Genomic DNA, 23,640 nt, shown 5'->3' on the forward strand with positions numbered 1-23,640 from the left:
ACTGACTCAAAGATTCCTTTGAGCTAGACGAGGTGTTTTTTCACTGGCAAGAGTGCGAACGGACATGGATCGACGACAGTTCCTGGCGGCGTCGAGTATTGGCGTCGCAGCGGCGGTGGCCGGCTGTACCGGCAGTGCACTCAGCAGCGACGAGGGCGGCGAAACGACCCGCGAGACGTCCGAAAACGAGATCACCGTCAGCGCCGACGGCGAGGTCGAGGCGGAGCCGGACCGAGCGACGGTCAGCGTGGGTATCGAGGCCAGCGGCGACACGGCCGACGAGGTCCGGGACGAACTCGCCTCGAGATCCGATCCGCTTCGGGAGGTGTTCGACGACCTCGGAATCCCCGACGAGAACGTCGAGGAAGGACGGTTTCGAATCCACCCCGTACGGGACGGCGACGGGTTCGAAGGATCGCAGTCGTTCCACCTCACGATCGACGACGTAGAGGAGGCCGGCGTCGTGATCGACGAGTCGATCGACGCCGGTGCGGACGACATCGGTCGGGTGAACTTCACCCTACGGGAGGAAACGCGCGAAGAACTCCGCAACGACGCACTCGACGAAGCGCTCGCGAACGCAGATAGCGAGGCCGAACACGTCGCGGCCAATCGGGGCGTCGAGATCACCGGCACGAACTCCGTGACGACGAGCGACGTCAGCTACGGGACGACCCGGTACGCGGCGGACGACGTCGCGGAGACCGACGACGCCGCCCCGCCGGAGACGGAGTTCGACGCCGGTCCGGTCAGCGTGAGCGCGTCGGTGACGGTGACGTACGGGTTCGAGGACGCGGCGTGAAAACCGGACCGGAACGATCGCCTCTAGCACAAGTACCCACGCCCGGCCTCGGATCGGGTTACTCGTACTCTTCGGCGACGAACGCGTCGTAGAACGCAGCGGAGAGATGGCGACGTTCCCACTCGCGCCGGCGTTCCTCGGCGATGCTGGTCGACCAGACGGTCAACACGGCGAGAAACGCGGCACCCCCCGGGAGCACGACGAGCAGCGTCGTGGCCAGCGGCTCGATGAGGACCAATCCGACGAACCGCGAGACGAGTCCGCTCACGTCGGGACCGAACAGGGCCCAGCGAGCGACGAACGGCGCGGCGACGACGATCGCGATCGGATAGACGAGATTCAGGACTGGGCCGCCGTAGCCGCGCACGAACGCGAGCCCGAAGTACGTCCAGACGGCGACCGACGCGACGGCACCGCCGACGCGCTGTTCGGTGATGCTCGCTTCGGTCGCCAGCGCGTCGAGGCTGCCGAAGACGACCGCGACGGTCCCGAAGTAGACGACGAGGCAGAGCGCCAGCCCGCCGACCACCGTCAACGCGTGCTGGAAACGGCTCTGGGTGGCGAAACTCGAGAGACCGAGCGGACGCTCCATCGTGCGATCCGACGAGCGAGTTCCTGTTGAAGCTTGCGAGTCGTTTCGAGAACGACGGAGCGAAAAGCCGAGTGCGAAATTCGAAAGCGCCGATCAGTCGTCGGCGGGGACGGCCGTCGTCGCCCGCGTGTCGGCCATCGCGAGGACGTCGTCGAAGAAGCCGAGGGTGTCCTCCGGGCCGGGGTTGGCTTCGGGGTGGTACTGACGGGTGATGACGTCGTACTCGATGCCGTCGATCCCCTCCGGCGTGTCGTCGTTGACGTTGATCTGGGTGACCTCGAGGTGCTCGCCGGGGTCGGCGACGGTGTAGCCGTGGTTCTGCGTGGTCATGACGACCTGGCCGGACTCGAGATCGAGGACCGGCTGGTTGACGCCGCGGTGACCGAAGGTCATCTTCTCGGTGGTGCCGCCGAGGGCTTCGGCGACGATCTGCTGGCCGAGACAGATGCCGGCGACCGGCGTGTCCTCGACGAACGCCTCGACGAGCGAGATGGCGTTCTCGTAGTTCGCGGGGTCGCCGGGACCGTTCGAGATGAACAGAATGTCAGGGTCGACGGCCTCGACGTCGCTCGTGCTCGCGTCGTGTGGCAGGACGTGGACCGTCGCGTTGCGGGCGACCAGCGAGTCGACGATCGATCCTTTCGCACCGCAGTCGACCAGCGCGACGGTGTCGCCGTCGTTGTCCGCGCCGTGGACGACCGGTTCGTCGACGCTGACCTGCGCGCCGATCTCGGTGTGTTCGCTCATGCCCTTACACTGTTCGAGTTCCGCCAGCGCGTCTTCCTCGGTGACGTCCTCGCCGACGGCGATCCCGCACTTCATGGCGCCGCCGTCTCGGATGTCGGTGACGACCTCGCGGGTGTCGAGGTGGTCGACTGCGGGGACGCCCTCGCTTGCGAGCCACTCGGCGACGTCTTCGGTGAGTTCCTTCGCGAGGACGGCGCGTGGGTGGATGCGATCGGACTCGAACCGCTCTTCTCGGACGCCGTAGTTTCCGATCAGCGGGTACGAGAAGGTCAGGATCTGTTCCTCGTAGGACGGATCCGTGAGACTTTCCTCGTATCCGGTGTATGCCGTCGTGAAAACGAGTTCGCCACGAGCCGTTCCCGGAGCGCGACCACGTCCCTCGATCACGTGGCCACCCTCCAGTGCAACGTAGGCAGCTGTCATTACGATCTACGTATTGGAGCGACCGTCATAAGTGTTGTCTTCGAAGCTGAGTTACGAAATTCGTAATCGGTAAGTGCCGGTCGCGCGTAGTCACAGATCTCCATGGACGACCTGGACCGCCAGATCCTCGATATGCTCCGGCGAGACGCCCGAACACCGTACACGGAGATCGCCGACGAGGTCGGGACGAGCGAGGGGACCGTCCGCAACCGCGTCGAACGGATGATGGACGACGAGGTCATCGAACGATTCACTATTTCGACCCGGACGGGCAACGTCAAGGCCATGCTCGAGGTCGGCGTCGCGGTCGACGTCGATACCAAGGCCGTCTCCGAGCGGATCGCCGAGTGGGAAGAAGTCGACTTCGTCTGGATGGTCTCGGGCGAGCAGGACATCGTCCTCGTGGTCGACGCCGCGGACACGCGCGGCGTGAACGATCTCATCACGAAAGCCCGCGATCAGGAAGAGGTCGTGAGCACGAAAACGCGACTGATTCTCGACGAAGAACTCGGTTGAATCCGATCGACGGAGCCCTCGACTCATCGGAGGCGAACACGATTACTCACCGTATTGCCAGTACAGCGATCGTCCCCGCTTGACGAGCGGCCAGGCGGGGCTGATTCCCCGTTCCCAGTAGAGGTTCGGGACGAGCCGGCCGCCGAACTGCTCTTTGAACGTGAACCCCCCGTCCTCGAAGTCCGCGCCGCCGCCCCCGAAGTCGTAGTACTCGTAGCCCTCGTCGATCGCCCGCTGGAACAGGTAGTCGTAGACGAGTTCGGAGGCATGGTACTCGAAGTACTCCGACGGAACGGCGGCAAAGAACCCGTGAAGGATACCTCGTTCGTCGTTTCGAAGGGCGAGAAAGCCACCGGCGTACTCCCCTTCGACGGAGAGTGAAACGAGGAGCAGCCGTTCGTCCATCGCTCGCAGTCGGTCGAAGAACGCGAACGGATAGACCGTCCCGTCGATGCTCTCCATCCGCGTTCGGTACGCCTCGTAAAATTGGCCCAGATTCTCCCGGGAGGGCTCGACGTCGTCGATCTCGTGGTCGGTATCTCGACCTCGTCGAACGGCTCGGCGTTTGGAGCTATCCATCCCCTCGAAGACCGCGTCGTACCCGCTGGCGAGATTCAGCAGGAATCGACCGTCGACGCGGCTCGAGTCGTAGCCCTCGGCGACGAGGTGGTCGTCGTACCGGTGGAAGTTCGTGTTCGACGCGCGAATCTCGTGAACGATCGTACGGTGGCCGCACAGTTGCGGTATCGCGTCCGAGACGCACGAGAGCGACTCGGGGACGTCGTCAGTCAACAACGGGCCACCGAACCCCGGGTAGATCGACGTGAGCCGATCGAACGGCGTTTTCGGAATCGAGACGACGAAGTTTGGAAACAGCCCCACCAGATCGGTGCGGTTCTCGACCACGAGATGTCTGGCCGGGTACTCGAGCCCTCGTTCGATCGCCTCGAGCCACTCGTATCGGTGAAAGACGGTGCCGAGCTGGGATCGGTCGACGACCTCGTTCCACCGCGTGCGGTCGAACGCCCGAATCGTATCGACGGCGGTTACCTCGAGGTCGGATTCGGGCCCGGCCATCGTCCGGGCGCGTCCGACGTCTCGACTCGACTCGACGTTCGAGGCGGTGTACTGAAACATCTGTACTCTGGCAATAGAAACTCGAGCCACCAGTTAAATCATTGTGCCACTAAGGCATAAATTCACACAAACAAGGGACAGATATGTAGAGATAGTCGGTAAGTGCTAGATTATCTGCCCGATTGTGAACTTAATGCTCACCGACTGTCGTGTAAGCGGGCGCACCGACTCCACCGCCGCTCGGGTGGGGGATGACGGGGACGCCGCTGTCGCTACGAAATTGGGGACGAATCAGGCCGACTCCGTTTCGCGGTTGTATCGGTTGTACAGCGTCCGGCCGGTCTCGACCAGTTTCCAGGTCGGTCCGGTGCCGCGCTCCCAGTAGATATTGGGGAGCAGTTGTCCGCCGAACTCCTCTTTGAACGAGAAGCCGCCGTCTTCGAAGTCCGCGCCCCCACCCCCGAAGTCGTAGGTCTCGTAGCCCTCGTCGATGGCCCACTGGAACAGGTAGTCGTAGAGTCGTTCCGACGCGTGATACTCGAAGTACTCGGAGGGAACGGCGCTGAAGAAGCCGTGAACGGTGTCCTGTTCGTCGTTGAGCAGTTCCATGAACCCGCCGGCGTACTCTCCCTCGATGTAGAGTTCCAGCAGGAGGATTCGATCCTCCATGTTCGCCAACTGCTCGAAGAACTCGAACGGGTAGACCGTGCCGCCGACGCTCTCCATGTGCCGTTCGTACTTCTCGTGGAAGCGCTTCAGCGTCGACTGCGTGAGATCCGCTTCGACGATCTCGTGGTCGGTCTCGCGGCCGCGCCGGATGGCCCGCCGTTTCGAACTGTCCATCTCCTCGAAGATGTCGTCGTACCCTTTCTCGAGGTTCATGACGAACCGACCGCCGACACGACTGGAGTCGTACCCCTCGGCCTCCATGAAGTCGTTGTACCGGAGGAAGTTCGTATTCGAGGCCCGAATCTCGTGGACGATCGTTCGGTTGTCGCAGAGTTCGGGCACCACCTCGAGGATCTTCGACAGCGATTCCGAAACCTCGGTCGTCAGGAGTGGCCCGCCGAATCCGGGATAGATCGACGTCAGCTTGTAGAACGGCGTCTTCGGAATCTCGACGACGAAGTTCGGGAACACCCCGATCGGGTTCGTGTCCTTCTCCACGACGATGTGTCTGGCCGGATACTCGAGACCCGTTTCGATCGCCTCGATCCACTCGTAGCGATGAAAGACCGTGCCGAGCTCGGCGCGTTCGACGACGTCGTTCCATCGGTCGCGGTCCATCACTCGAACCGTGTCGATGACGTTTACAGTAAGGCCCGATTGGTCGTCCGACATCGTCTGGACGGTCCCCGTGGTAGTTTCGTCGCGGTTCGATTGTGGATTCTCTGTGACTTGCTGGGCCATCTGTCGTTTAGACGCCCGTTCAGGAGGAGGTTAAGTTATTTTAGCCTACAGCCATACATTATCGAGTGGAATCGTCTGTATTCCGCCCGTAATTAGGCAATGTTATCTACTGACATAGACTCCGTTAGTGCCGTATTTCGTCTGCAAGCGAAAGAGCTTTTACTATCTGGGTGACGCTCGGTAAGCCGTGAGGCGATTTAGCGCACATCGCTCCCAACCTCGCCGCAGGCCGGCGTTTCTGGCGGAGACAGCGAATAATTGAGGGTGTGGTACTGGCTCACTAGTCAGACTGAGTACCAGTTCAGAGGGTGGCGAGCCGGTCGATAGCGGCCGCCGATTTCGCCAGCACCTCGTTCGGGTGTTTTCGCTCGTGGATTCGCCGATAGCCGCGCCGAAGCAGTTCGTCGACCACACCACCGGCGACACGCGGCTCGACGCGCCCGTCGCGGATGGCCTCCACGACCGATTCGGGAGTGAGCGCATCCGCGTCGACCAGCGTGTAAGCTCGCCCTACTTCGAACGGGAAGTGGGCGTCGCTACCCGCAACCACCGGCAGTTCGCGGGTTGCAGCGACCGCTTCGACGAGCGGACGCGTCCGCGGATGTTTCCCGTTGATTTCGACCGCGTCGAACGGGACGTCCGCGAACCGGTCGTTCGTGACGTCGCTTCCCCGATAGGGATGGGCGACGATCGCCGCACAGCCGCGTTCGTGTGCCAGCTCGACGACTTCGGTCGGCGTGTACTCGAGCGGAACCGTCTCGGTCGGCGGATCGGGACCAACGACGAGGACGTGCCCGTGGGTCGTCGACACCTCGATACCGGGGATCAGCGTCACGTCGTCCGACGAAAACGGCGTGTAGTAGTCGTGGTTCGTCGTCGCGACGCCGTCGAGTCCCCGCCGTCGGCCGGCGCGAGCGAGGGCACGGACGCCGACGGGATCGAACCGGTCGCCGAGTCGACGTCGTCCGTGGAAGAATCGCGTGTGCGCGTGGAGGTCGACGGCGAACATATCTAGCGAAACGTGAACGGACGGTTTTGTTCTTGCCGAACTACGTGTGCACATGAGTCGACGCGGCGACGAGGAGTCCGTCCTGATCTGCAATCCGGTGAGCGGCAGCGAGGATCACGTCGATCGAATCACGACGCTCGCACGCGATCGCGGCTTCAGGATAGAATTGACCGAGAACGCGGGCGATGCAACGCGGCTCGCCCGGAAAGTTGCAGCCAACGGCGCACGTCTCGTCGCTGCCGCGGGCGGTGACGGCACGATCAACGAAGTCGTCAACGGGCTCGTCGACGCGGACGCCCTCGAGGGGACGACCCTCGCCGTCGTCCCGGTCGGGACGGGAAACAACTTCGCGTCGAATATCGGCGTCGAAAGCATCGACGACGCATTCGAGGTGATCGAGACGGGACGGCGACGTCGGATCGACCTCGGCGTCGCGAACGGACGGGCGTTCGTCAACTCCTGTGTGGGCGGCGTTACGGCGGAGGCGAGCGGCGTGACGAGTTCCGAGGAGAAGCGAACGTGGGGTGTCCTCGCGTACGTCGGAAAGACGCTCGAGACGGTGTCCTCGTTCGAATCACTGCCACTTCGAGCGGTACTCGAGAACGGGAATACGGGCGGCGAAGCGCATCCAGCATCGACGAACGAGACGGATCGAACGCGTGTCTGGACCGGCGACGCGATGTTCGTCCTCGTGGGAAACTGCCGCCGGTTTACGACCGCGCGCCGCGCGCAGGCGAACGTCGAAGACGGTCTGTTCGAAGTGACGATCGTCGAAGACGCGTCGACGATCGATCTCGTGACCGAGGCGGCGCTTGGCAGTTTCTTCGATCGAGACCAGACGCACATCGTCCGCCAACGGGTGCCGTCGGTGACCGTCGAGAGTCGACGCTCCGGACCGATCGAGTACAGTCTCGACGGCGAGTTGCTCGAGGCGGAGACGCTCGAGGTCACAACGCACGCGGGTGCACTCGAGGTCGCCGTGGGCGCGGACTATCGGATCGATCCTGACGGCAACGGGGTCGACGACTCGGAATCCGCGTGACTCACCCACGGCTCGGAGAGGGGCGTCGAACGGGCCACGGACCACAAGACGAGACGATACTGGTTTCAAGAACCTCTACAATTGTGGACGTATGAGCGCGCCACGCGACGAACTTCCCCACGAGAACGCCGAACAGGACGTGATCGCCGTCGATGCGGACGACACCGAACTCGAACTGGTCAACCGACTCGACGCCCACACCGGCGACGGGATTCGCCACCGGGCGTTCACCTCGCTCGTTTTCGACGGCGACGGGAACGTCCTGCTCGCCCAACGCGCACCCGGAAAGCGCCTCTGGGGTACTTACTGGGACGGTACCGTCGCCTCCCACCCCGTCGAGGGCCAGAGCCAGGAGGAAGCCACCCGCGAACGACTCGAAGAGGAGCTCGGAATCGCTCCCGACCAGTACGACGACCTGCGGCTCACCGACCGCTTCGAGTACAAGCGCTACTTCGAGAACGCGGGCGTCGAACACGAGGTTTGTGCCGTCCTGAAGCTGACGCTGTCCGATCGCACCCTCGAGCCGGACGAAGAGGAGGTCGCGGGACTCATGTGGGTACCCTACGAGCGTCTCCACTCGAACCCCGAGTGGTACCGCCAGCTTCGACTTTGCCCGTGGTTCGAGATCGCGATGCGGCGGGATATGCGGTCGGAGTGAGCTCGGCCGGGCGACGTGTCACCGTCAGCCGCACGTCCGACGTATGATAACAAGCAACAAGGCTTATACGACCCCACTTCGTAGCGTCGGCTGAGGACCGACGAAATCGGTCCGTGTGACGCAATGACCTCCCCACAACCGGAAACAGAGACGTACGAAGTCACGCTCTCCACCGACGAGCAGTGGGTCGCCCACGCGCTCCTCGCGAGCGAAATCGACGACGCTATCGACGACGACGAGACACCGCCCGCGTGGGCGCTCGAACTGTTCGACGCGCTCGAGGACGGCGACGGGACGACGGTACTCACGAGCTATCAGGCGCGACGGCTCGTCGACGCGATGACTGCGTACGTCGACGGCTCGGACGCTCCCGAACAGGATGTCGTCCACGGATCGGCCGTCGTCGAGCGACTCGAGGACCGCCTCGAGTCACGAGAGTCAATGCAGTAACCCACGGCCTGGGCCACCTGTAGAAGACCACTCGACTTTCGACTCGATTTTGGCGAACTACGGACGCGTCGTCGCCCAGACGGCTGTAACCGCGAGGAAGAAGGCTGGAAACAGCGGAAGTGTCAAGAGCGCGAAGCGGTAGCCAACGTCCGGCGGCCACAGGAGGATCGCCGTCGGAGCGATAATGAAGGCGACGACGATCATGCCGACGACCGTCCAGCCCCGCCAGTCGAACTCGCGGTCGGCCGTCTCGGGATGGGCCGGATTGACGAGCCAGTCGTCGTCGTCGGCCGACTCCGTCGGCTCTCCGTCCTCGTCGAACGCTGCGGGGTCGTGAACGTAGCCGCCGTCGTCGCTCGAACTCACACGTGGGACTTTCGAGTCCGTGGTCAAAGCCCTCACGGTTCCGGTGTCTCTCGAGTCGGCTCCGAATCGGTTCGGAGTGATACTCGAGTCGGTTCGGTGTGACACTCGAGTCGACGGTCGGAGTCTGCGGAAATTCTGGTCGGTTCGTCCCGATCACCCGCAAGGCGAACGGAACGTCGCTACATCTATCCAGCCATGTGGTCTGATCGAATGATTCCGATACCACCTAGGCTGAACTTCGCGTTACTTTGGACTGCTAATGAAACAGCTGAGTGAAACGAACTTGCGACTAATGCCAACTATCGAAGGGAAAATGTTACTTCAAAACCGCTTCTATTGAGTACAGATGTCCGACCAGTACGAATACAAGATAATCTCAGCATCGACAACATGGACAGGACGCATGGAAGAAGAAGAAACAGAACGCCGACTCAATCAATTCTCCCAGGACGGATGGGAACTCGATCAGACATCATTCGACTGGTGGTCATTGTCACCAAGATTTGTTCTCAGACGACTATGCCGAGACTAGTGCCATTTCAGTTGTGAATCGCTAGATTCTCTTCTGCTGTGCCTCTGGATCGACTGTCGCGGTGCCGGTAGGTGGTCCGTGAGTGCCCTATACCGAGCGAGGTTTACAAATCACTCTCGACCGGTAAATCCGGACGACTGGCTGTCGGTAACGACTACAGCTCGCTGTCGGGCCGGACGACGACCTTTCCAAACCCTTCCCGGTTCTCGATGATCTCGTGGGCGCGGGCGGACTCGCTCATCGGCAGTTCCTCCCGGATCGCGGGCTCGAACGTGCCGTCCCAGACGAGTTCCATCACGTCGTCGACCTGGTCGGGGGTCGCCATCGTCGAGCCGATGATCTCGAGTTGGTTCCAGAAGATCCGCGGGATGTCGGTCTCGGGAGCGCCGCCGCCGGTGCCGCCGCAGGTGACGAGTCGACCACCCTTGGTGAGGCTCTTGATCGAGTCCTGCCACGTGGGCGCGCCGACGTGCTCGACGACGACGTCGACGCCGCGACCGCCGGTCTCCTCGCGGACCCAGTCCGCGAAGTCCTCCTCTTCGTAGTTACAGACGTGGTCCGCGCCGTGTTCCTCGGCGTACTCGAGTTTCTCCTCGGTGCTCCCGGTCGCGTACACCTCCGCGCCCGCGTAGTCGGCAATCTGAAGCGCCGCGTGGCCAACGCCGCCGCTGGCACCCAGTACGAGGACTTTCTCGCCGGCCTCGAGGTCGGCCCGTTCGATCAGCATTCGCCAGGCGGTCTGGAAGACCAGACAGCTCGAGCCGGCGACCTCCCAATCAACGTGCTCGGGGACGGGAATCAGGTTGTCCTCGGGGATCGCGGCGTACTCCGAGTGGATCCCCGGAACGTGTTCGCCGATGATGTGGTAGCGGGGATCGAGCGTCGGGTCGTCCATCCGCAGGTCGCCGACGCCCGCCGAGAGTGCAACGCGGTCACCTTCTTCGAAGCGGCTGACGCCCTCGCCGACCGCTTCGACGACGCCGGCCCCATCGCTGCCCGGAATGTGGGGCATCTCGAGGTCCAGCCCGGGCATTCCGCGCCGCGTCCAGATGTCGAGATGGTTGAGCGCCGCGGCCTTTACGTCGACCAGTACCTCGTCGCGGTCGACCTCGGGGTCGGGATACTCCCCGTACTCGATGACGTCGGTGTCGCCGTGTTCGGTGATTTTGACTGCCTGCATACACGCAGATCAACGGAAACGTCGTGCATAACAGTTGGGCAACCAGCACCGACGGACCGCTTTCAGAGCACCATTGACGACGTCGAGACCGACAGCAGTTCGTCCTGCCACGAACCGACGGTGGACGGACAGTGCCAGTGTTTTACCCATCGGCTCTCGAACGGGAGAGTATGACCGCGGATCCGAGCCGGAACACGTCATCGGAGGGGAGGGAACCGTCACCCGAAGAGACGAACGAGAATGGGGACGAAGACCGGACCGTCGAGGAGGTCGACGCCGAACGTGATCCGCTCGGCGTCAGCGTCGTCACGATTTCGGCCGACCGGGAACTCGAGTCGGACCCCGCCGGCAACGTCATCGTCACGGCGCTCGAGGAGGCGGGCCACGACGTCGCGACGCGGGAACACATCGACGCCGACCACGACCGAGTCCAGTCGATCGTCTCGCGGCTGATCGACCGCGGCGACGTTGACGTCGTAGTGACCAGCGGCGCAACCAGCGTCGAACCGAGCGACGTCGCCATCGAAGCCGTCGAACCGTTACTCGAGAAGGAACTCACCGCGTTCAGCGAGCTGTTCACCGCGCTCGGCTACGAGGCGGTCGGGAGTCAGATCGTCGCCGCCCGGACGATCGCGGGCATCGCCGACGACGTTCCGATATTCTGTCTGCCCGGCAAAGCGCCCGCGGCACGGCTCGGCATCGAGGAGATCATCCTGCCCGAGATGCGCCACCTCGTCGGGGTCGCTCGCGCACACCGAGACGAGAGCGAGCGAGACGACGAAACGACGAACGACACCGATGGCGAATCCACGGTCGGAGACGCAAATGAGTGACGACGATCGAAGCCGAGACGACCGAACCGGTGACGTCGACAAGGAGTCCGTCCGCGAGCGCATCTGGGACGATCTCGAGGAGAGCGGCGAGGCCAGATTCCCCTTCCCACCGCACGGCCGGATTCCGAACTTCGCCGGGGCCGACGAGGCCGCCGACCGACTCGCAGCCACACCCGAGTGGCAGTCGGCGTCGACGATCAAGGCCAACCCCGACGCGCCGCAGTTGCCCGTCAGGCGACGCGCCTTACGCGAGGGAAAGACGGTCTACATGGCCGTCCCGCGACTCGCGGACGAGGACTGCTTTCTCGAACTGGATCCCGACGTACTCGAGGACTACGATGCGGCGACGACGGTGTCGGGATCGTCGACACACGGCGAGCAGATCGGCCCGGACGCTGTCGAATCGATCGATATGATCGTCTCCGGGAGCGTCGCTGTGATGGAAAACGGCGGTCGGATCGGCAAGGGCGAGGGCTACAGCGACCTCGAGTACGCGATCCTCTACGATCTCGGGCTCGTCGATTCGTCGACGACGGTCGCGACGACCGTCCACGAGCGACAGGTGATCGACGAAGCGGTCGCGATCGGCGACCACGACGTCTCGATGGACCTGCTCGTGACGCCCGAGCGAACGCTGCGTCCGGACGGACGACCGCAGCCGACGGGAATCGACTGGTCGGTGCTCGACGACGAGCGACTCGAGGAAATTCCCGTACTGAAACGGCTTCGCGAGGACTGAGTACGGAACGAGCGGTGCTACTTCTCGGCGATGAACGTCGACTAGAACCCAACTCGAGGCGCGAAGAAGACGCGCCTCGACTGCCAACCGCAGGTGACCCGGGCTGGTGCAAGAGCCCGCGTCGAAACCGGGGAAACGGTACGGTGTGGCAATGGTGGGGGGAAGGGTGCTGTGGTGGGGTTGCTGGAAGTCACGGGTACAGGCGGTGGATGCCTTGGTGGGGTCTGCCCGTCGACCTCCATCTGTCAGTATCGGTGGGAACCACTTGAACGGCGGCGATGGTATTAGAATCTTACACCGGATTCCGTCGAATTCAATCCGAGTTTACTCGGCCGAAAACGAGCTTACGAACGTTTATACGCCCGATATCACTCACAATGACGATTTTCTCGAGAAAGTCTCTTTCTCCGCCTCTTTCGAGCGGCGAACTCCGTTAAAAGAAACCGGCCGTCGTCCCGATTCAACCGGTCAGCTCTTCGGCGACCATCGCGGCGTCCATCAGCTTCGGATCGACGGCGAGATCGAGCTGTCCCTTGACGAACTCCGGAACGGTGTCGCGCGCGTAGACGACGGTCCGGATGTCGTCGGTGAGGTCGCAGACGACCGGAATCGTCGTCGCCTGCCCGACGTCGGTCAGCACGTACAGGTCGGCGTCGACGATTCCGGCCTCCTCGAGTGCGGGCCGGGAAACGACGCCGTCGAGACGGGTGACGCTCGCGCCCTCGGCCTCGAGGGCGTCGCCGATCGCGTCCTCGTCAGGGCCGGCGACGACTACGTTCGTCTCCGTCATTCGTACTCGATGGTCGCTGGCGGTTTGTGGGTGACGTCGTAGACGACGCGGGCGACGTTCTCGTGGCCGCCGGTGATCCGGGACTGGATGCGCTGGAGGGTCTCCCAGTCGATCTCCTGGGCGCGAGCCGTCATTCCGTCGCGGGATTCGACGGATCGAACGGAGACGACCCAGCCGTGAACGCGGTTGTCGCCTTTCACGCCCGTCGCCTTGCCGATGACGGCGGCGAGGGCCTGCCACGGTTCGTACTCCTCGAGTTCCTCCTCGACGACGTGACAGGACAGTCGGGCGACCTCGAGTTTCTCCTCGGTCACTTCGCCGATGACGCGGACGGCGAGTCCGGGGCCGGGGAACGGCATCCGTTCGGCGACGATCTCGTCGAGACCGAGGTGACGTGCGACCTCGCGCACTTCGTCCTTGTACAGGTCGCGAACGGGTTCGACGATGCCCTCGAAGTCGACGACCTCCGGCAGTCCGCCGACGTTGTGGTGGGACTTGATCCCGCCCTCGCTCTCGATGCGGTCGGGGTAGATCGTCCCCTGGACGAGGTAGTCCGCATCGGTGTCTTTCGCCTCGCGCTCGAACTCGCGGATGAACTGCTCGCCGATGACCTCGCGTTTCTCCTCGGGGTCGGTGATGCCCGAGAGCGCCTCGAGGAACCGATCTTTCGCGTCGACGATCCGCAGCGACTCCATGTAGTCGAACGTCTCGCGGATCTGGTCGGTCTCGCCTTTCCGCATCAGGCCGGTGTCGACGTAGACCGGAGTCAACTGGTCGCCGATGGCCTCGTAGGCCAAGGCGGCGGCGACCGAGGAGTCGACCCCGCCCGACAGGGCGATGACGGCGTTGGCGTCGCCGATTTCGTCGCCGATCTCTGCTACTGCGTCCGGAACAAACGTCTCTGTATCTACCATCAGTGGGTTACCTCCGTTTCGGTGTCGCTCGTCGATTCGCTCTCGGTCTCTGCGCCCTCGTCAGCTCCGGACTCGTCGAGGATGCCCTCGACGAGTCCCAAAAACGGCGGGCTCGGCTGACCGGGCCGAGAGGTGTACTCGGGGTGGAACTGCGTCCCGAAGAAGAACGGGTGGTCCTCGAGTTCGAGGATCTCCATCCGGTTTCCGGCCGTACCCGAAAACGTCAGCGGCTCGTCCTCGAAGTCGTCGAAGTACTCGGGGTTGACCTCGTAGCGGTGGCGGTGGCGCTCCGTACAGGATGTGTCGTCGTAGAGCTCGTACGCCAGCGTCTCGGGTTCGATGACGGTCGTGTGCTCGCCGAGTCGCATCGTCCCGCCCATATCCTGGACCTCGTACTGCTCGGGGAGAATGTCGATGACGGGGTGTGGGGTGTCCTCGACCATCTCCGCGGAGTGGGCGCCCTCGAATCCCAGTACGTTCCGGGCGTACTCGACGACGGCCATCTGGAAGCCGAGGCAGAGTCCCAAGAAGGGAACGTCGTTCTCGCGGGCGTAGCGAACGGCCTCGATCTTCCCCTCCGAGCCGCGCATCCCGAAGCCGCCGGGGACGATGACGCCGTCGACGTCCTCGAGTTGCCCCTCGTGGCCGTCGGCCATCTCGTCGGCCGGCACCCAGTGGACGTTGACGTCGACGCCGACCTCGAAGCCGGCGTGTTTCAGCGACTCGTGGATCGACATGTAGGCGTCCTCGAGGTCGTATTTCCCGACCAGCGCGATGTCGATCTCGCCGTCCTTTTCGGTGGTGACGATCTTGCGCCAGTCGTTCGTGCGCTCCGCGGGCGGCAGGGCGTCTTCGGCCATCCCGAAGTGCTCCAAGACGTACTGGTCGAGCCCCTCCTCCTCGACCATCAGCGGGACGTGATAGACGTCCTCGACGTCCGGGTTGGAGAACACGGCGTCGGTCGGAATGTCACAGAACAGCGCGATCTTCTCTTTCGTTTCGGGCTCGAGCCGATCCTCACAGCGGCCGACGATGACGTCGGGCTGGAGCCCGATCGAGCGCACTTCCTTGACGGAGTGCTGGGTCGGCTTCGTCTTCTGCTCGCCGTTTTTCGAGTACGGGACGAGCGTGACGTGCGTGAAGAGGACGTTCTCCTCGGGTTCCTCGTGGGCGAACTGGCGCAACGCCTCGAGGTAGGGCATCCCCTCGATGTCGCCCACGGTGCCGCCGACCTCGATGATACAGACGTCAGTACCTTCGGCGGCCTCCCGAATCCGGCGCTTGATGTCGTCGGTGATGTGCGGGATGATCTGGACCGTCTTCCCGAGGTAGTCGCCCGCGCGCTCCTTCTCGATGACGTGCTGGTAGGTCTTCCCGGTGGTGATGTTGTGGTCCGAGGTCATGTCGATGTCGAGGAACCGTTCGTAGTTCCCTAAATCGAGGTCGACCTCGCCGCCGTCCTCCAGAACGTAAACTTCCCCGTGTTGGTACGGATTCATCGTCCCCGCGTCGACGTTGAGATACGGGTCGATCTTGACCGCGGTGACGTCGAACCCGGCGTTTTTGAGGAGCCGGCCGGTGCTCGCGGCCGTGATCCCCTTACCGAGTCCCGACATCACGCCGCCGGTGACGAAGATGAACTTGTTCCCCAGGGAAGGGTCATAATGAGTGTCCGATTCCGTCGGCATACCGACTGTCCGCGTGAGCGGTTGAAAACGATTTCGGGAGCGGCCCGCCAGCGAGAGCCACTGTCATACTCGAGCGTGACAGGACCGTCGGTCACCGGTACGCCCTCAGCACCTCGTCCACGGGGTTCCGCCACCGGTTTTCTCGCCCGCTACTGCGGATTCTCATCCTGTACTTCGACGATCGCCGCCTGCTCTATGGACTCCATCCCGCCGCCCGTACGGAACTGGATCGTGTACCCAGGAAGGCCCGGATCCGTCTCGTCGGTCGGCTCCTGCGGAACGGATATCGCCGTGATCCCGTCGAGCGAGACGGATCGCCGTTGGATCGGATCGCCCTCGTACTCGACGGTCTCCCAAATTTCGGCGTCGAACTCCTCGATGTCGGCTCCGAAATAGGACTCCGAGTCCGGATTGACCGAATCCTCGGTCTGGGATTCGCCGGTCGTCCGGTTGTCGTCGAACTGGACTTCCTCGTGTTTGTACTGGTACAATTGAACGAGCATACGACGGTCCACCACGAACAGCGTGATAATGGTTACAGGGAGTCGTGGACCGTCGGCCGAACTCCGGCGATCCGTGTCCGAATTATTTTATAGCAAACCGACAACTAGTGAGACACTGTGGCGTCCCACGAACGACGTTCGATCCCCAAACAGACCGGCGAGGAGCTCGATATCGGCTTCAAGGCCGCAATCGGCTTCTATCTCGGAATTATCGTCGCCGGGCTGGCGACGGTCGCCGGAATCGTCGCCGACGCGTCGATGGCAGCGATCCTCGCGACCGCACCCAGTACGGTGACAGCCGTCCTGGTCCTCGCCTTAATTTTCGGCGATCGACTCCGCGGCCTGCCGGAACGGATCGGCCTGAGCCGGAGTCGACGGCTCGGCTGTTATCTCCCCGCAGTTGCCTTCGCCTCGATGCTCGTCGTGCCCGCGTTCGCCCCGCTCGAGTATTCCGCGCGGCTGACCACTGTCACGATTGCTTTCACCGTGCTCACCGCCACCGTCGCCGTCGGCGTGGCCCGAATGACTCGCAACAGATACGTGGCCGCCGCGACCGCGGACGAACCGACGGCCACCTGGTCGTGGCAAAACGCCCGGTTCCACAGCGGCGTCTGGGACATTCTCACCACCGTCGGCGCGCTCCTATTGGTCGCCGGCGGCCTCGTCGGCATCTATACGGGACACACCAACGGAATGTGGTTTCTGCTCTACGGCGGGTTCTGGCTGTTCATGCAGTGGAGCGAAACGAACGGCTGGTTCGATGCGGACGACGAGGACGGCTCGAAACGATGGGGCTCGAGCGACCTCCGCGCTCACGAGGCCGGGATCGTTCTCGACCGGGGCCACCAGCAAAAACTCGTGCCGTGGGACGCGATCGACGACGTTCGACTGACCGACGACGAACTCGTCGTAGAGCGCGGCCGCTGGCTCGATATCCGCTGCGATCGATCGGCCATCGACGACCCCGAGAGCGTTCTCGAGGGAATCCAACACGCACGCGAGCGAGCCGAACGCTCCCGAACGGCGGAGTTTACACACTGAAGTGGGCGGGGTGTCTGCTCTCGCGTATGGCTGATCTTTTCGTCACCGTCGATGGCCGCTCGCTCGAGGCGACCTGGACCGACGACGCACCCGAAACGAAGGCGGCACTCGAATCGGCGCTCCCCGTCGCCGGCGACGGAGTTCGCTGGGGTGAGGAACTCTACTTCGATCTCGCGCTCGACGCGCCGCCGGAGAACGCTCGAGAGGCGGTTCCCGAAGGCGCGATCGCCTACTGGCCGGCGGGGAGCAAACTGTGTCTGTTCTGGGGCGAGACGCCCGCCAGTCAGGATGGAGAACCGCGGGCCGCCGCGCCCGTCACCGTCGTCGCGCTGCTCGAGGACGTGTCGGCGTTGAGTGACCTCGAGGGAGGGGCTCGAGTACAACTCGAACGAGCTGAGTGAAAGCGAATTTAGGTTCGGTCGCGGGGGATCGATCCGGGCTCACGAACTTGTCCGCCGTATTTGGAGAGGACGATCCACTGGGGAACGGCGAGTGCCGCGAGCAGTACACCGGTAGCGAGTGCGATCGTCGTCGAACCGATCGCCAGTCCGTAGAAGAGTCCGGCTCCCAGGACGACGTACAACATGGCAAGCACCCAGACGAGCTGATTCATATGAATTATAGGCTTCCCGATATGATAAGGGTAGCGACCAGCTCTGCCCGACCAATCGGCAGAGATCGCTACTTGCCCTAGAACGGGTCCCGACTGCGCTGCTTGTCGAGGTACATGTTCAGCGCCTCGAGTTCGTCGGTACCAGTTGGCCCACTGGGCACCGAGTGAGAGAGCGAAAAGCCCTTGCGTTTGTGTACACAAACACAAATGCATGGGGACGAAGACGATCGGACTCAGAGACGATGTTTATGAGCGCTTGAAAGCGAGAAAACGGGACGAGGAGAGCTTTACCGAACTCGTCGATCGCTTGCTCGAGGACTCCGATCCGGACTGGCGTGAGGGGTTCGGGACGCTGCCGGAAGCGGAGGGAGCGGAACTCGACGCGATCGTCTCCGACTCTCGAACTCGACTAAGTGACGGGCTCTCTGAACGACAGAACGAAGCGCTGGAACTCCTCTCGGACGAGGACCACGAGGACGATGACCCGAAAACTGCTTGATACGACGTTTTTGATCCACTACTGGGCTGGAACGCCGGCCGTCGAGGACTACCTCGACGAGCACGAACAAACAACCGAGTTCGTCACGACGCCGATTAACCTCAAAGAGATCGTCGTTGGACGAACACTCCAGGGTAAATTCGATCGAACGGAGATACACTCGACGTTCGAATGGGTGGATATCGTCCCGTTCGGATCCGAACATGCCTTCCACGCGGGCGAACTCGAGGCGGAGCTTCGGAGCACTGATGGACACAATCAGGACAAACTCAATTCGCTGACTGCGGATCTCCTGATAGCTGCTGTTGCAAAAGCGCTCGATATTCCCGTCGTGACGCGAAATACGGACGATTTCGAACTGCTCGGCGGTGTCGACGTGGAAACGTACTAATTCACTTGCCCCAGAACGGGTCCCGACTGCGCTGTTTGTCGAGGTACATGTTCAGCGCCTCGAGTTCGTCACCGGGGATTTCGCTCGCGAGTTCCTGCTCTAAGATCTTCGCGTGTTTCTCCGGGATCTGGATCCAAAGTTCGTCGTCCTCCTCGATCTGACGACCGACGGTCGGGCCGTCGATAGCGACCGAAACGCGGTTGCCCGCGCGGGCTTCGTCCACGTCCTCGCCCTGTTCCTGAATTCCCTTGACCTGCCCGACGCGGTTGGGTTCGTTGTTCTCGAACTTGACGACGTTCGCGTTGTTCTGTACCGTCCCCGAGTTCACCTCGACGCCGACGACCGCGGGGTCGTTCTGGCGGAAGGTGTGATCCGGCAGGATTCGGAATCGGGCCGGTCGAATCACGTTCTCGAGGATCGTGTCCTGCTGGGCGCGCTCGAGTTCGTCGACGAACTCCTCGTACTCCTCGATGAGCTGGTAGATGACCTCGTCCGTGAAGATCCGCACGTCGTCGTTCTTGGCTCGCTGTTCGGCGTCGCCGAGCACGTCGACGTTGAAGCCGAGGATAACGCGCTGTTTCGGCTCCTCGGCCGTCGAGGCGACCGAGACGTCCCGGGGCGCGATGTCGCCGACTTCCGCCCGGACGATGGGCAACTCCACCTCGTCGAGCGCGTCGGCCATCGCCTCGAGGCTGCCCAGAGTGTCGGCCTTGACGACGACGCCCTGCTCTTCGGTGTCGACGGCGATGTCCGCAAGTTCGGCCCGTACTTCGCCGACGACGTCCTCGAGCGGCCGGTCGCGAACGACGCGGACCGGCGCGCCGGCCATCGCGTCCGCGAGGTCGGGCGCGGCGACCTTGATCCCCGAGGCCGCGGACACCTCGTCGACTTTTTCGAACCGGCTCTCGGTCCGAATTTCGGCGAGCGGGCGGGGTTGGAGCAGGGCGCGAACGTCGGTGACAATCGGTTCGTTCTTTCCGCCGATGACGATCTGGTCGTCGGCCCTGATCGTCCCGTCGTAGAGGACGGTGTCGATGGTCGTCCCGAACCCTTTCTCGTCTTTGACCTCGAGGACGGTGCCGACGCCGGGGCCAGTGACGTCGATCTCCATCTCCTCTTTCATGTAGCGCTGGGAGAGCCCCATCATCACCGTCAGGAGATCGGGGACGCCCTCGCCGGTCATCGCCGAGACGGGGACGACGCCGACGTTGCGCTGGAAGTTTTGGACCCGCCAGTAGAGGTCGGCCGAGAACCCTTCGTCGCTCAGGTTCCCGATGATTTCGTAGAGCTTTTCGTCGAGGCGCGAGCGGACGCGATCCGACTGGGCCTCGTAGGTGTCGTTGATCGGCGAGTCCTCGTTGACGTTCCAGCCGGGGACGGTGTCGATCTTGTTCGCCGCGACGATAAACGGCGTCTGGGAGCGACTGAGGATTTCTAAGGCCTCGAGCGTCTGGGGCTGAAAGCCGTCGTTGACGTCGACGACGAGGATGGCGATATCCGCCAGCGCACCGCCGCGAGAGCGCAGCGTCGTAAAGGAGTGATGACCCGGCGTATCGATAAAGAGGAGGCCGGGGAGATCGAAGTCGTCCGGATCGACGAGATCGCCCGCGATGGTGGAGATGATGTCCAGCGGGACGGCCGTCGCGCCGATGTGCTGGGTAATCGCCCCTGCTTCGCCCTCGATGACCGCAGAGCCGCGTATTTTATCGAGGAGACTGGTCTTGCCGTGATCGACGTGTCCGAGGACGGCGACGATCGGTGTTCTGAGAGATGTTGGGTCGCGCGTATCCGTATTCGACATGGTGAACCACCCGAGAAGGTCTTATCTAACGCGTCGGTAGAGCGGTAGTTAAACCCATCGTCATCCGCGGCCGCGTCGACGGCGATGGCGAGGGGTTCGTCATACTGTCGGACAGAAGTCAATGAAGAGAATTCGCTGGACGGGAGCGGCGAATTTTCACACTAGTTCTGTCCGACAGGGTCACTGTGTACCATGGGTCGAGACGACTGCGAACCGCCGCCGATATCAGTCGCCGCGACCGACGTCCGTCTGACGACGCCGTGGTTTTTAATACCGATTAGTAAGAACGGGTATGCATGAGCGATATACTCGCTGAAAATCTCTCGGGGAAGTCCGTCATGGGTTCCGACGGCACTGAACTGGGACTGCTCTACAACATCACGATGGATCTCAAGTCCGGCAAACTGCACAACCTCGTCATCGAACCCGACGAAGAGCTGCCGTCCCGGGCGGTCGACTTCGACCGCGACGACGGCGGCCGGTTCCTCGTTCCCGTCAACCGCGTCCAAGCGGTGAAAGACTACATCGTCGTCCAGCGCTAACGGAATGTACATTCTCGACTCCTCGGCGTTTATCCACGACTTTCACACGACAGAACAGACTGCAACGATCCCGCTCGTCCGCGAGGAACTCGAGGACGAATCTGCCTATCGCTACGACGCGATGGAAGGCTCGGGGATGCACATCCACATCCCCAACGAGGACACGACCGAGAAGGTTCGGCGTGCGGCCAAAGAGTCCGGTGATCTGGACGTCCTCTCCGACACCGACATCCGACTCGTCGCGGCGAGTTTCGAACTCGACGGAACGCTCGTGACCGACGACTACGCGATGCAGAACGTCGCCGAAAAGCTCAACGTCGAGGTCGAAGTGATCGCCCGGGAAGGGATCGACGAACAGCGACACTGGCACTACCAGTGTCAGGGCTGTGGCCGCGAGTTCGACGAACAGAAGGATCGCTGTCCGATCTGTGGCTCGGAACTGGCGCGCAAGAACCCGTCGTAACCGATCGTCGTCGCGATTCTACGGCCCCAGGACTCCGTCACTACAGCAACAGCGTCGCGAAGACGACCGCGTTGTAACAGCCGTGAACGAGCGCCGGCACGACCAGATTCTCGGTTCGTTCGTAGAGCACGCCGAGTATCAGCGAGAGCACGAACAACAGCGAGAGGCTCGCGAGAAGTTCGCCCGCCCCCGCGGTCGCGTAGGCCAGGATGTGGACCAGCGTAAAGACGACGCTCGCGACGACGACGGCCCCGTACCGGGAGAACGTCCCGTAGAGGGACTTCTGGACGACGTTCCGGTAGAGGAGTTCCTCGAACGGGCCGACGACCAACACCATCGCGGGGATGATGACGTACAACAGATCGGGGTTCTCGACCACCCGCTGTGTCGTCGTGTGCTCGGAGGACTCGATGCCGAGCACCTCCATGAGCGCCGAAACACCGAGATTCGCGCCGAGTATCAGGATCAGGCCGACGACGATCCAACCGACCGTCCGGAGCGTCGGTCGCTCGAGGTCGACAAACGACAGGTCGCGTTCGCGAAGGGCGAGGTAGCCGACCGTAACGGCGCCGAGTCCGACCGCGAACGCGAGGTACTCGATTACCGTCCACGCCAGTTCCGGGGCCTCACCCCCTGCTAGCTGTACCGGAATCGAGAGAAAGATCGACGCGACCGTGATACCGACCAGTCCGGCGACGCCGAGCACCGTCATCTCGACCGTCTGTCCGAGTCGGTGGAACAGCCCCGGTCCCGAGATGCCGGTGCGATCGGCGACGCCGACGCCGACGGCGGCCGTCGCCAGGAAAAACGCCACGAACAGCAGCGAGATCGACCACTCGAGGCCCGGAAGCGCGACCGAGCCGAGGGTCCCCTGCGTGATCGCGTAGCCCGAGCAGGCGACGGCGACGAGACTCGAGCCAGCGGCGACCGATCCGGAAATATGGCGCTCGAGGAACCCGTGTCGGCGGGCGAGAAAGGCGCCGGTAGCCACGAGCGCGGCGGCCGCCGCGGCCCAGAGGGCGGGGTCGTCGACTCCGCGGCGAATTGGAATCAGAAGCGCGACAAGGGCGACGGCCGAGAGGGCGGTTCCGGCGGTCGGCACTACGGCCGTCGACGAACGCTGGACGCCGTCGCCGTCGGCCGTCCGTGCGGTGTCGCTCATAGGAGGGTGTTCTCCTGCGCGCTCTTAGGCGAACCGGAACGGAGCGAAACGATCGGGCGGGTTGTCGATCCGCTGGAGGATGACTCAGGCCTTCGGAACCAGCCGCGCGAACGGACCGGTGTTGGCGTACTTGCGGGACCAGTACCAGATGAGCGGCACGCCGATCGCGGTCGGCCAGAGCCAACTCACGACGGGCGAGACCGCAGTGAAGTTGACGACGGAGACGGCGGTGACGGTGGCGATGTACGCGCCCATCATTCTCCCGAGGTGGTCGTTCAGCCACGGCTCTCGGCGATCCGAATCACGGAACGCCAAGAGGTCCGACACGCCGACGACGAGACCGATCAGCCCGAAGACGATCATCACGGTTCCAAACGAGTTTCCGCCGACGAGAAAGCCGACGCCCCAGCCGCCGAGGAAGAGACACGCGCCGACGACGAGTACCGCGGCCGTCCAGTCGACCGTCTCCGCCTCGTCCGTCGGTCGCTTTCGAGCGAGCACTCGGTAACCGGTGAACGCGAAGTAGCCGCTGAAGACGGCGACGAGCGTGAGAAAGATCCGATTCGACGACGGCTCGAACGCGAGTAAGGGAAGCACCGTCCCGACGACGATGCCCATCGACGCGACGTAGATTCGGCCGGCCCGCCGGTGTCGTCGCCCGCCCTTCACGGTTACGACCGCGACGAGTCCCGCCAGCAACGCGACGACGCCGGCCGCGATATGCGCCCAGAGCGTGACGCTCTCGAGTGTTACCATAGTACACGCATGGGCCACGACACGATAACTGTGCCATCGGTTCGTCACGCTCCCGTCCCGGATCACGAGTCGAGAATCCGCTCACCTGGGTGGGACCGCGA

Annotated in this window: 29 protein-coding genes; 14 read left to right on the forward strand and 15 right to left on the reverse strand. The window is 63.1% G+C overall.

Going from position 1 to position 23,640, the window contains the following annotated elements; all coding sequences use genetic code 11:
- Positions 1-64: 64 nt before the first annotated feature.
- Positions 65-802 (forward strand): SIMPL domain-containing protein, encoded by a 738-nt coding sequence (locus BLT08_RS09090; RefSeq protein WP_090305237.1) that lies wholly within the window; start codon positions 65-67, stop codon positions 800-802.
- Positions 803-860: 58 nt separating this feature from the next.
- Here the strand turns inward: BLT08_RS09090 and BLT08_RS09095 are convergent, their stop codons facing one another.
- Together BLT08_RS09095 and carA are read right to left on the reverse strand one after the other, a co-directional pair.
- Complete coding sequence (locus BLT08_RS09095) at positions 861-1,394, reverse strand: hypothetical protein (RefSeq protein WP_090305241.1); 534 nt, start codon at positions 1,392-1,394, stop codon at positions 861-863.
- A 93-nt stretch (positions 1,395-1,487) separates the two neighbouring features.
- Entirely contained in the window at positions 1,488-2,564 is a 1,077-nt protein-coding gene (gene carA / locus BLT08_RS09100; RefSeq protein ID WP_090305244.1) for a glutamine-hydrolyzing carbamoyl-phosphate synthase small subunit, read from the reverse strand.
- Positions 2,565-2,666: 102 nt separating this feature from the next.
- Here carA and BLT08_RS09105 point away from each other — a divergent pair, with 102 nt between their 5' ends.
- The gene (locus tag BLT08_RS09105) at positions 2,667-3,080 is read left to right on the forward strand and encodes an Lrp/AsnC family transcriptional regulator (RefSeq protein WP_090305247.1); all 414 of its coding nucleotides are present in this window, start codon (positions 2,667-2,669) and stop codon (positions 3,078-3,080) included.
- Positions 3,081-3,122: 42 nt separating this feature from the next.
- Here the strand turns inward: BLT08_RS09105 and BLT08_RS09110 are convergent, their stop codons facing one another.
- From BLT08_RS09110 to BLT08_RS09120, 3 genes are all read right to left on the reverse strand, one after another.
- Positions 3,123-4,217, reverse strand: a complete 1,095-nt coding sequence (locus BLT08_RS09110) for a GNAT family N-acetyltransferase (protein ID WP_394328193.1) — start codon at positions 4,215-4,217, stop codon at positions 3,123-3,125.
- A gap of 231 nt (positions 4,218-4,448) precedes the next feature.
- Complete coding sequence (locus tag BLT08_RS09115; protein ID WP_090305250.1) at positions 4,449-5,567, reverse strand: GNAT family N-acetyltransferase; 1,119 nt, start codon at positions 5,565-5,567, stop codon at positions 4,449-4,451.
- 301 nt (positions 5,568-5,868) lie between these two features.
- Positions 5,869-6,576, reverse strand: coding sequence for a PHP-associated domain-containing protein (locus BLT08_RS09120; RefSeq protein WP_090305253.1), 708 nt, complete (start codon positions 6,574-6,576; stop codon positions 5,869-5,871).
- 52 nt (positions 6,577-6,628) lie between these two features.
- On the opposite strand from BLT08_RS09120, the gene BLT08_RS09125 reads away from it, so the two are divergent.
- The 3 genes from BLT08_RS09125 (at position 6,629) to BLT08_RS09135 (ending at position 8,726) form a co-directional block, all read left to right on the forward strand.
- Entirely contained in the window at positions 6,629-7,618 is a 990-nt protein-coding gene (locus tag BLT08_RS09125) for a diacylglycerol/lipid kinase family protein (RefSeq protein ID WP_090305256.1), read from the forward strand.
- Positions 7,619-7,709: 91 nt separating this feature from the next.
- Complete coding sequence (locus BLT08_RS09130; RefSeq protein ID WP_090305262.1) at positions 7,710-8,276, forward strand: NUDIX hydrolase; 567 nt, start codon at positions 7,710-7,712, stop codon at positions 8,274-8,276.
- Positions 8,277-8,399: 123 nt separating this feature from the next.
- Positions 8,400-8,726, forward strand: coding sequence for a DUF7853 family protein (locus BLT08_RS09135; protein ID WP_090305265.1), 327 nt, complete (start codon positions 8,400-8,402; stop codon positions 8,724-8,726).
- Between the two features lie 57 nt (positions 8,727-8,783).
- Here BLT08_RS09135 and BLT08_RS09140 read toward each other — a convergent pair whose 3' ends face one another.
- Complete coding sequence (locus BLT08_RS09140; RefSeq protein WP_090305269.1) at positions 8,784-9,092, reverse strand: DUF7977 family protein; 309 nt, start codon at positions 9,090-9,092, stop codon at positions 8,784-8,786.
- Between the two features lie 346 nt (positions 9,093-9,438).
- Between BLT08_RS09140 and BLT08_RS23740 the strand changes: the two genes are divergently transcribed.
- Entirely contained in the window at positions 9,439-9,624 is a 186-nt protein-coding gene (locus BLT08_RS23740; RefSeq protein ID WP_090305272.1) for a DUF4177 domain-containing protein, read from the forward strand.
- Between the two features lie 154 nt (positions 9,625-9,778).
- Here BLT08_RS23740 and BLT08_RS09150 read toward each other — a convergent pair whose 3' ends face one another.
- Entirely contained in the window at positions 9,779-10,804 is a 1,026-nt protein-coding gene (locus BLT08_RS09150) for a zinc-binding dehydrogenase (protein ID WP_090305275.1), read from the reverse strand.
- A 170-nt stretch (positions 10,805-10,974) separates the two neighbouring features.
- On the opposite strand from BLT08_RS09150, the gene BLT08_RS09155 reads away from it, so the two are divergent.
- On the forward strand, positions 10,975-11,637 hold the full coding sequence (locus BLT08_RS09155; protein WP_090305278.1) for a MogA/MoaB family molybdenum cofactor biosynthesis protein: 663 nt from the start codon (positions 10,975-10,977) through the stop codon (positions 11,635-11,637).
- Positions 11,630-12,376, forward strand: coding sequence for a 5-formyltetrahydrofolate cyclo-ligase (locus BLT08_RS09160; RefSeq protein ID WP_090305282.1), 747 nt, complete (start codon positions 11,630-11,632; stop codon positions 12,374-12,376). The genes BLT08_RS09155 and BLT08_RS09160 overlap by 8 nt, the downstream gene beginning before the upstream one ends.
- A gap of 460 nt (positions 12,377-12,836) precedes the next feature.
- Here BLT08_RS09160 and BLT08_RS09165 read toward each other — a convergent pair whose 3' ends face one another.
- The 4 genes from BLT08_RS09165 to BLT08_RS09180 form a co-directional block, all read right to left on the reverse strand.
- Positions 12,837-13,166, reverse strand: a complete 330-nt coding sequence (locus tag BLT08_RS09165) for a DUF7126 family protein (protein ID WP_090305285.1) — start codon at positions 13,164-13,166, stop codon at positions 12,837-12,839.
- Positions 13,163-14,080 (reverse strand): glutamine-hydrolyzing GMP synthase, encoded by a 918-nt coding sequence (gene guaA / locus BLT08_RS09170; RefSeq protein ID WP_090305288.1) that lies wholly within the window; start codon positions 14,078-14,080, stop codon positions 13,163-13,165. The genes BLT08_RS09165 and guaA overlap by 4 nt, the downstream gene beginning before the upstream one ends.
- Positions 14,080-15,768: a glutamine hydrolyzing CTP synthase gene (gene pyrG, locus BLT08_RS09175; protein ID WP_090305291.1), complete on the reverse strand. Its 1,689-nt coding sequence runs from the start codon at positions 15,766-15,768 to the stop codon at positions 14,080-14,082. The genes guaA and pyrG overlap by 1 nt, the downstream gene beginning before the upstream one ends.
- Positions 15,769-15,917: 149 nt before the next feature.
- The gene (locus tag BLT08_RS09180; RefSeq protein ID WP_090305294.1) at positions 15,918-16,271 is read right to left on the reverse strand and encodes a hypothetical protein; all 354 of its coding nucleotides are present in this window, start codon (positions 16,269-16,271) and stop codon (positions 15,918-15,920) included.
- Between the two features lie 117 nt (positions 16,272-16,388).
- Here BLT08_RS09180 and BLT08_RS09185 point away from each other — a divergent pair, with 117 nt between their 5' ends.
- Both BLT08_RS09185 and BLT08_RS09190 read left to right on the forward strand, forming a co-directional pair.
- On the forward strand, positions 16,389-17,312 hold the full coding sequence (locus BLT08_RS09185) for a hypothetical protein (RefSeq protein ID WP_090305297.1): 924 nt from the start codon (positions 16,389-16,391) through the stop codon (positions 17,310-17,312).
- Positions 17,313-17,338: 26 nt separating this feature from the next.
- Positions 17,339-17,713, forward strand: a complete 375-nt coding sequence (locus tag BLT08_RS09190; protein WP_090305300.1) for a cyclophilin-like family protein — start codon at positions 17,339-17,341, stop codon at positions 17,711-17,713.
- Between the two features lie 8 nt (positions 17,714-17,721).
- On the opposite strand, the gene BLT08_RS09195 is transcribed toward BLT08_RS09190, so the two are convergent.
- Entirely contained in the window at positions 17,722-17,925 is a 204-nt protein-coding gene (locus BLT08_RS09195) for a hypothetical protein (protein WP_090305304.1), read from the reverse strand.
- Between the two features lie 211 nt (positions 17,926-18,136).
- Here BLT08_RS09195 and BLT08_RS09200 point away from each other — a divergent pair, with 211 nt between their 5' ends.
- Both BLT08_RS09200 and BLT08_RS09205 read left to right on the forward strand, forming a co-directional pair.
- Complete coding sequence (locus BLT08_RS09200) at positions 18,137-18,424, forward strand: antitoxin VapB family protein (protein ID WP_090305311.1); 288 nt, start codon at positions 18,137-18,139, stop codon at positions 18,422-18,424.
- The gene (locus BLT08_RS09205) at positions 18,405-18,815 is read left to right on the forward strand and encodes a type II toxin-antitoxin system VapC family toxin (protein WP_090305314.1); all 411 of its coding nucleotides are present in this window, start codon (positions 18,405-18,407) and stop codon (positions 18,813-18,815) included. Before BLT08_RS09200 ends, BLT08_RS09205 begins: the two co-directional genes overlap by 20 nt.
- A gap of 1 nt (position 18,816) precedes the next feature.
- Here the strand turns inward: BLT08_RS09205 and infB are convergent, their stop codons facing one another.
- Positions 18,817-20,616: a translation initiation factor IF-2 gene (gene infB / locus BLT08_RS09210; RefSeq protein WP_090305317.1), complete on the reverse strand. Its 1,800-nt coding sequence runs from the start codon at positions 20,614-20,616 to the stop codon at positions 18,817-18,819.
- Positions 20,617-20,912: 296 nt separating this feature from the next.
- Between infB and BLT08_RS09215 the strand changes: the two genes are divergently transcribed.
- On the forward strand, positions 20,913-21,158 hold the full coding sequence (locus BLT08_RS09215) for a PRC-barrel domain-containing protein (protein ID WP_090305320.1): 246 nt from the start codon (positions 20,913-20,915) through the stop codon (positions 21,156-21,158).
- Between the two features lie 4 nt (positions 21,159-21,162).
- The gene (locus BLT08_RS09220) at positions 21,163-21,621 is read left to right on the forward strand and encodes an NOB1 family endonuclease (RefSeq protein WP_090305321.1); all 459 of its coding nucleotides are present in this window, start codon (positions 21,163-21,165) and stop codon (positions 21,619-21,621) included.
- A gap of 40 nt (positions 21,622-21,661) precedes the next feature.
- Here the strand turns inward: BLT08_RS09220 and BLT08_RS09225 are convergent, their stop codons facing one another.
- Positions 21,662-22,783 (reverse strand): CPBP family intramembrane glutamic endopeptidase, encoded by a 1,122-nt coding sequence (locus BLT08_RS09225; RefSeq protein WP_090305324.1) that lies wholly within the window; start codon positions 22,781-22,783, stop codon positions 21,662-21,664.
- An 84-nt stretch (positions 22,784-22,867) separates the two neighbouring features.
- The gene (locus BLT08_RS09230) at positions 22,868-23,539 is read right to left on the reverse strand and encodes a DUF2306 domain-containing protein (protein ID WP_090305327.1); all 672 of its coding nucleotides are present in this window, start codon (positions 23,537-23,539) and stop codon (positions 22,868-22,870) included.
- Between the last annotated feature and the right edge of the window lie 101 nt (positions 23,540-23,640).

The sequence above is a fragment of the Natronorubrum texcoconense genome (assembly GCF_900100335.1).
GTDB classification, from domain to species: Archaea; Halobacteriota; Halobacteria; order Halobacteriales; family Natrialbaceae; genus Natronorubrum; species Natronorubrum texcoconense.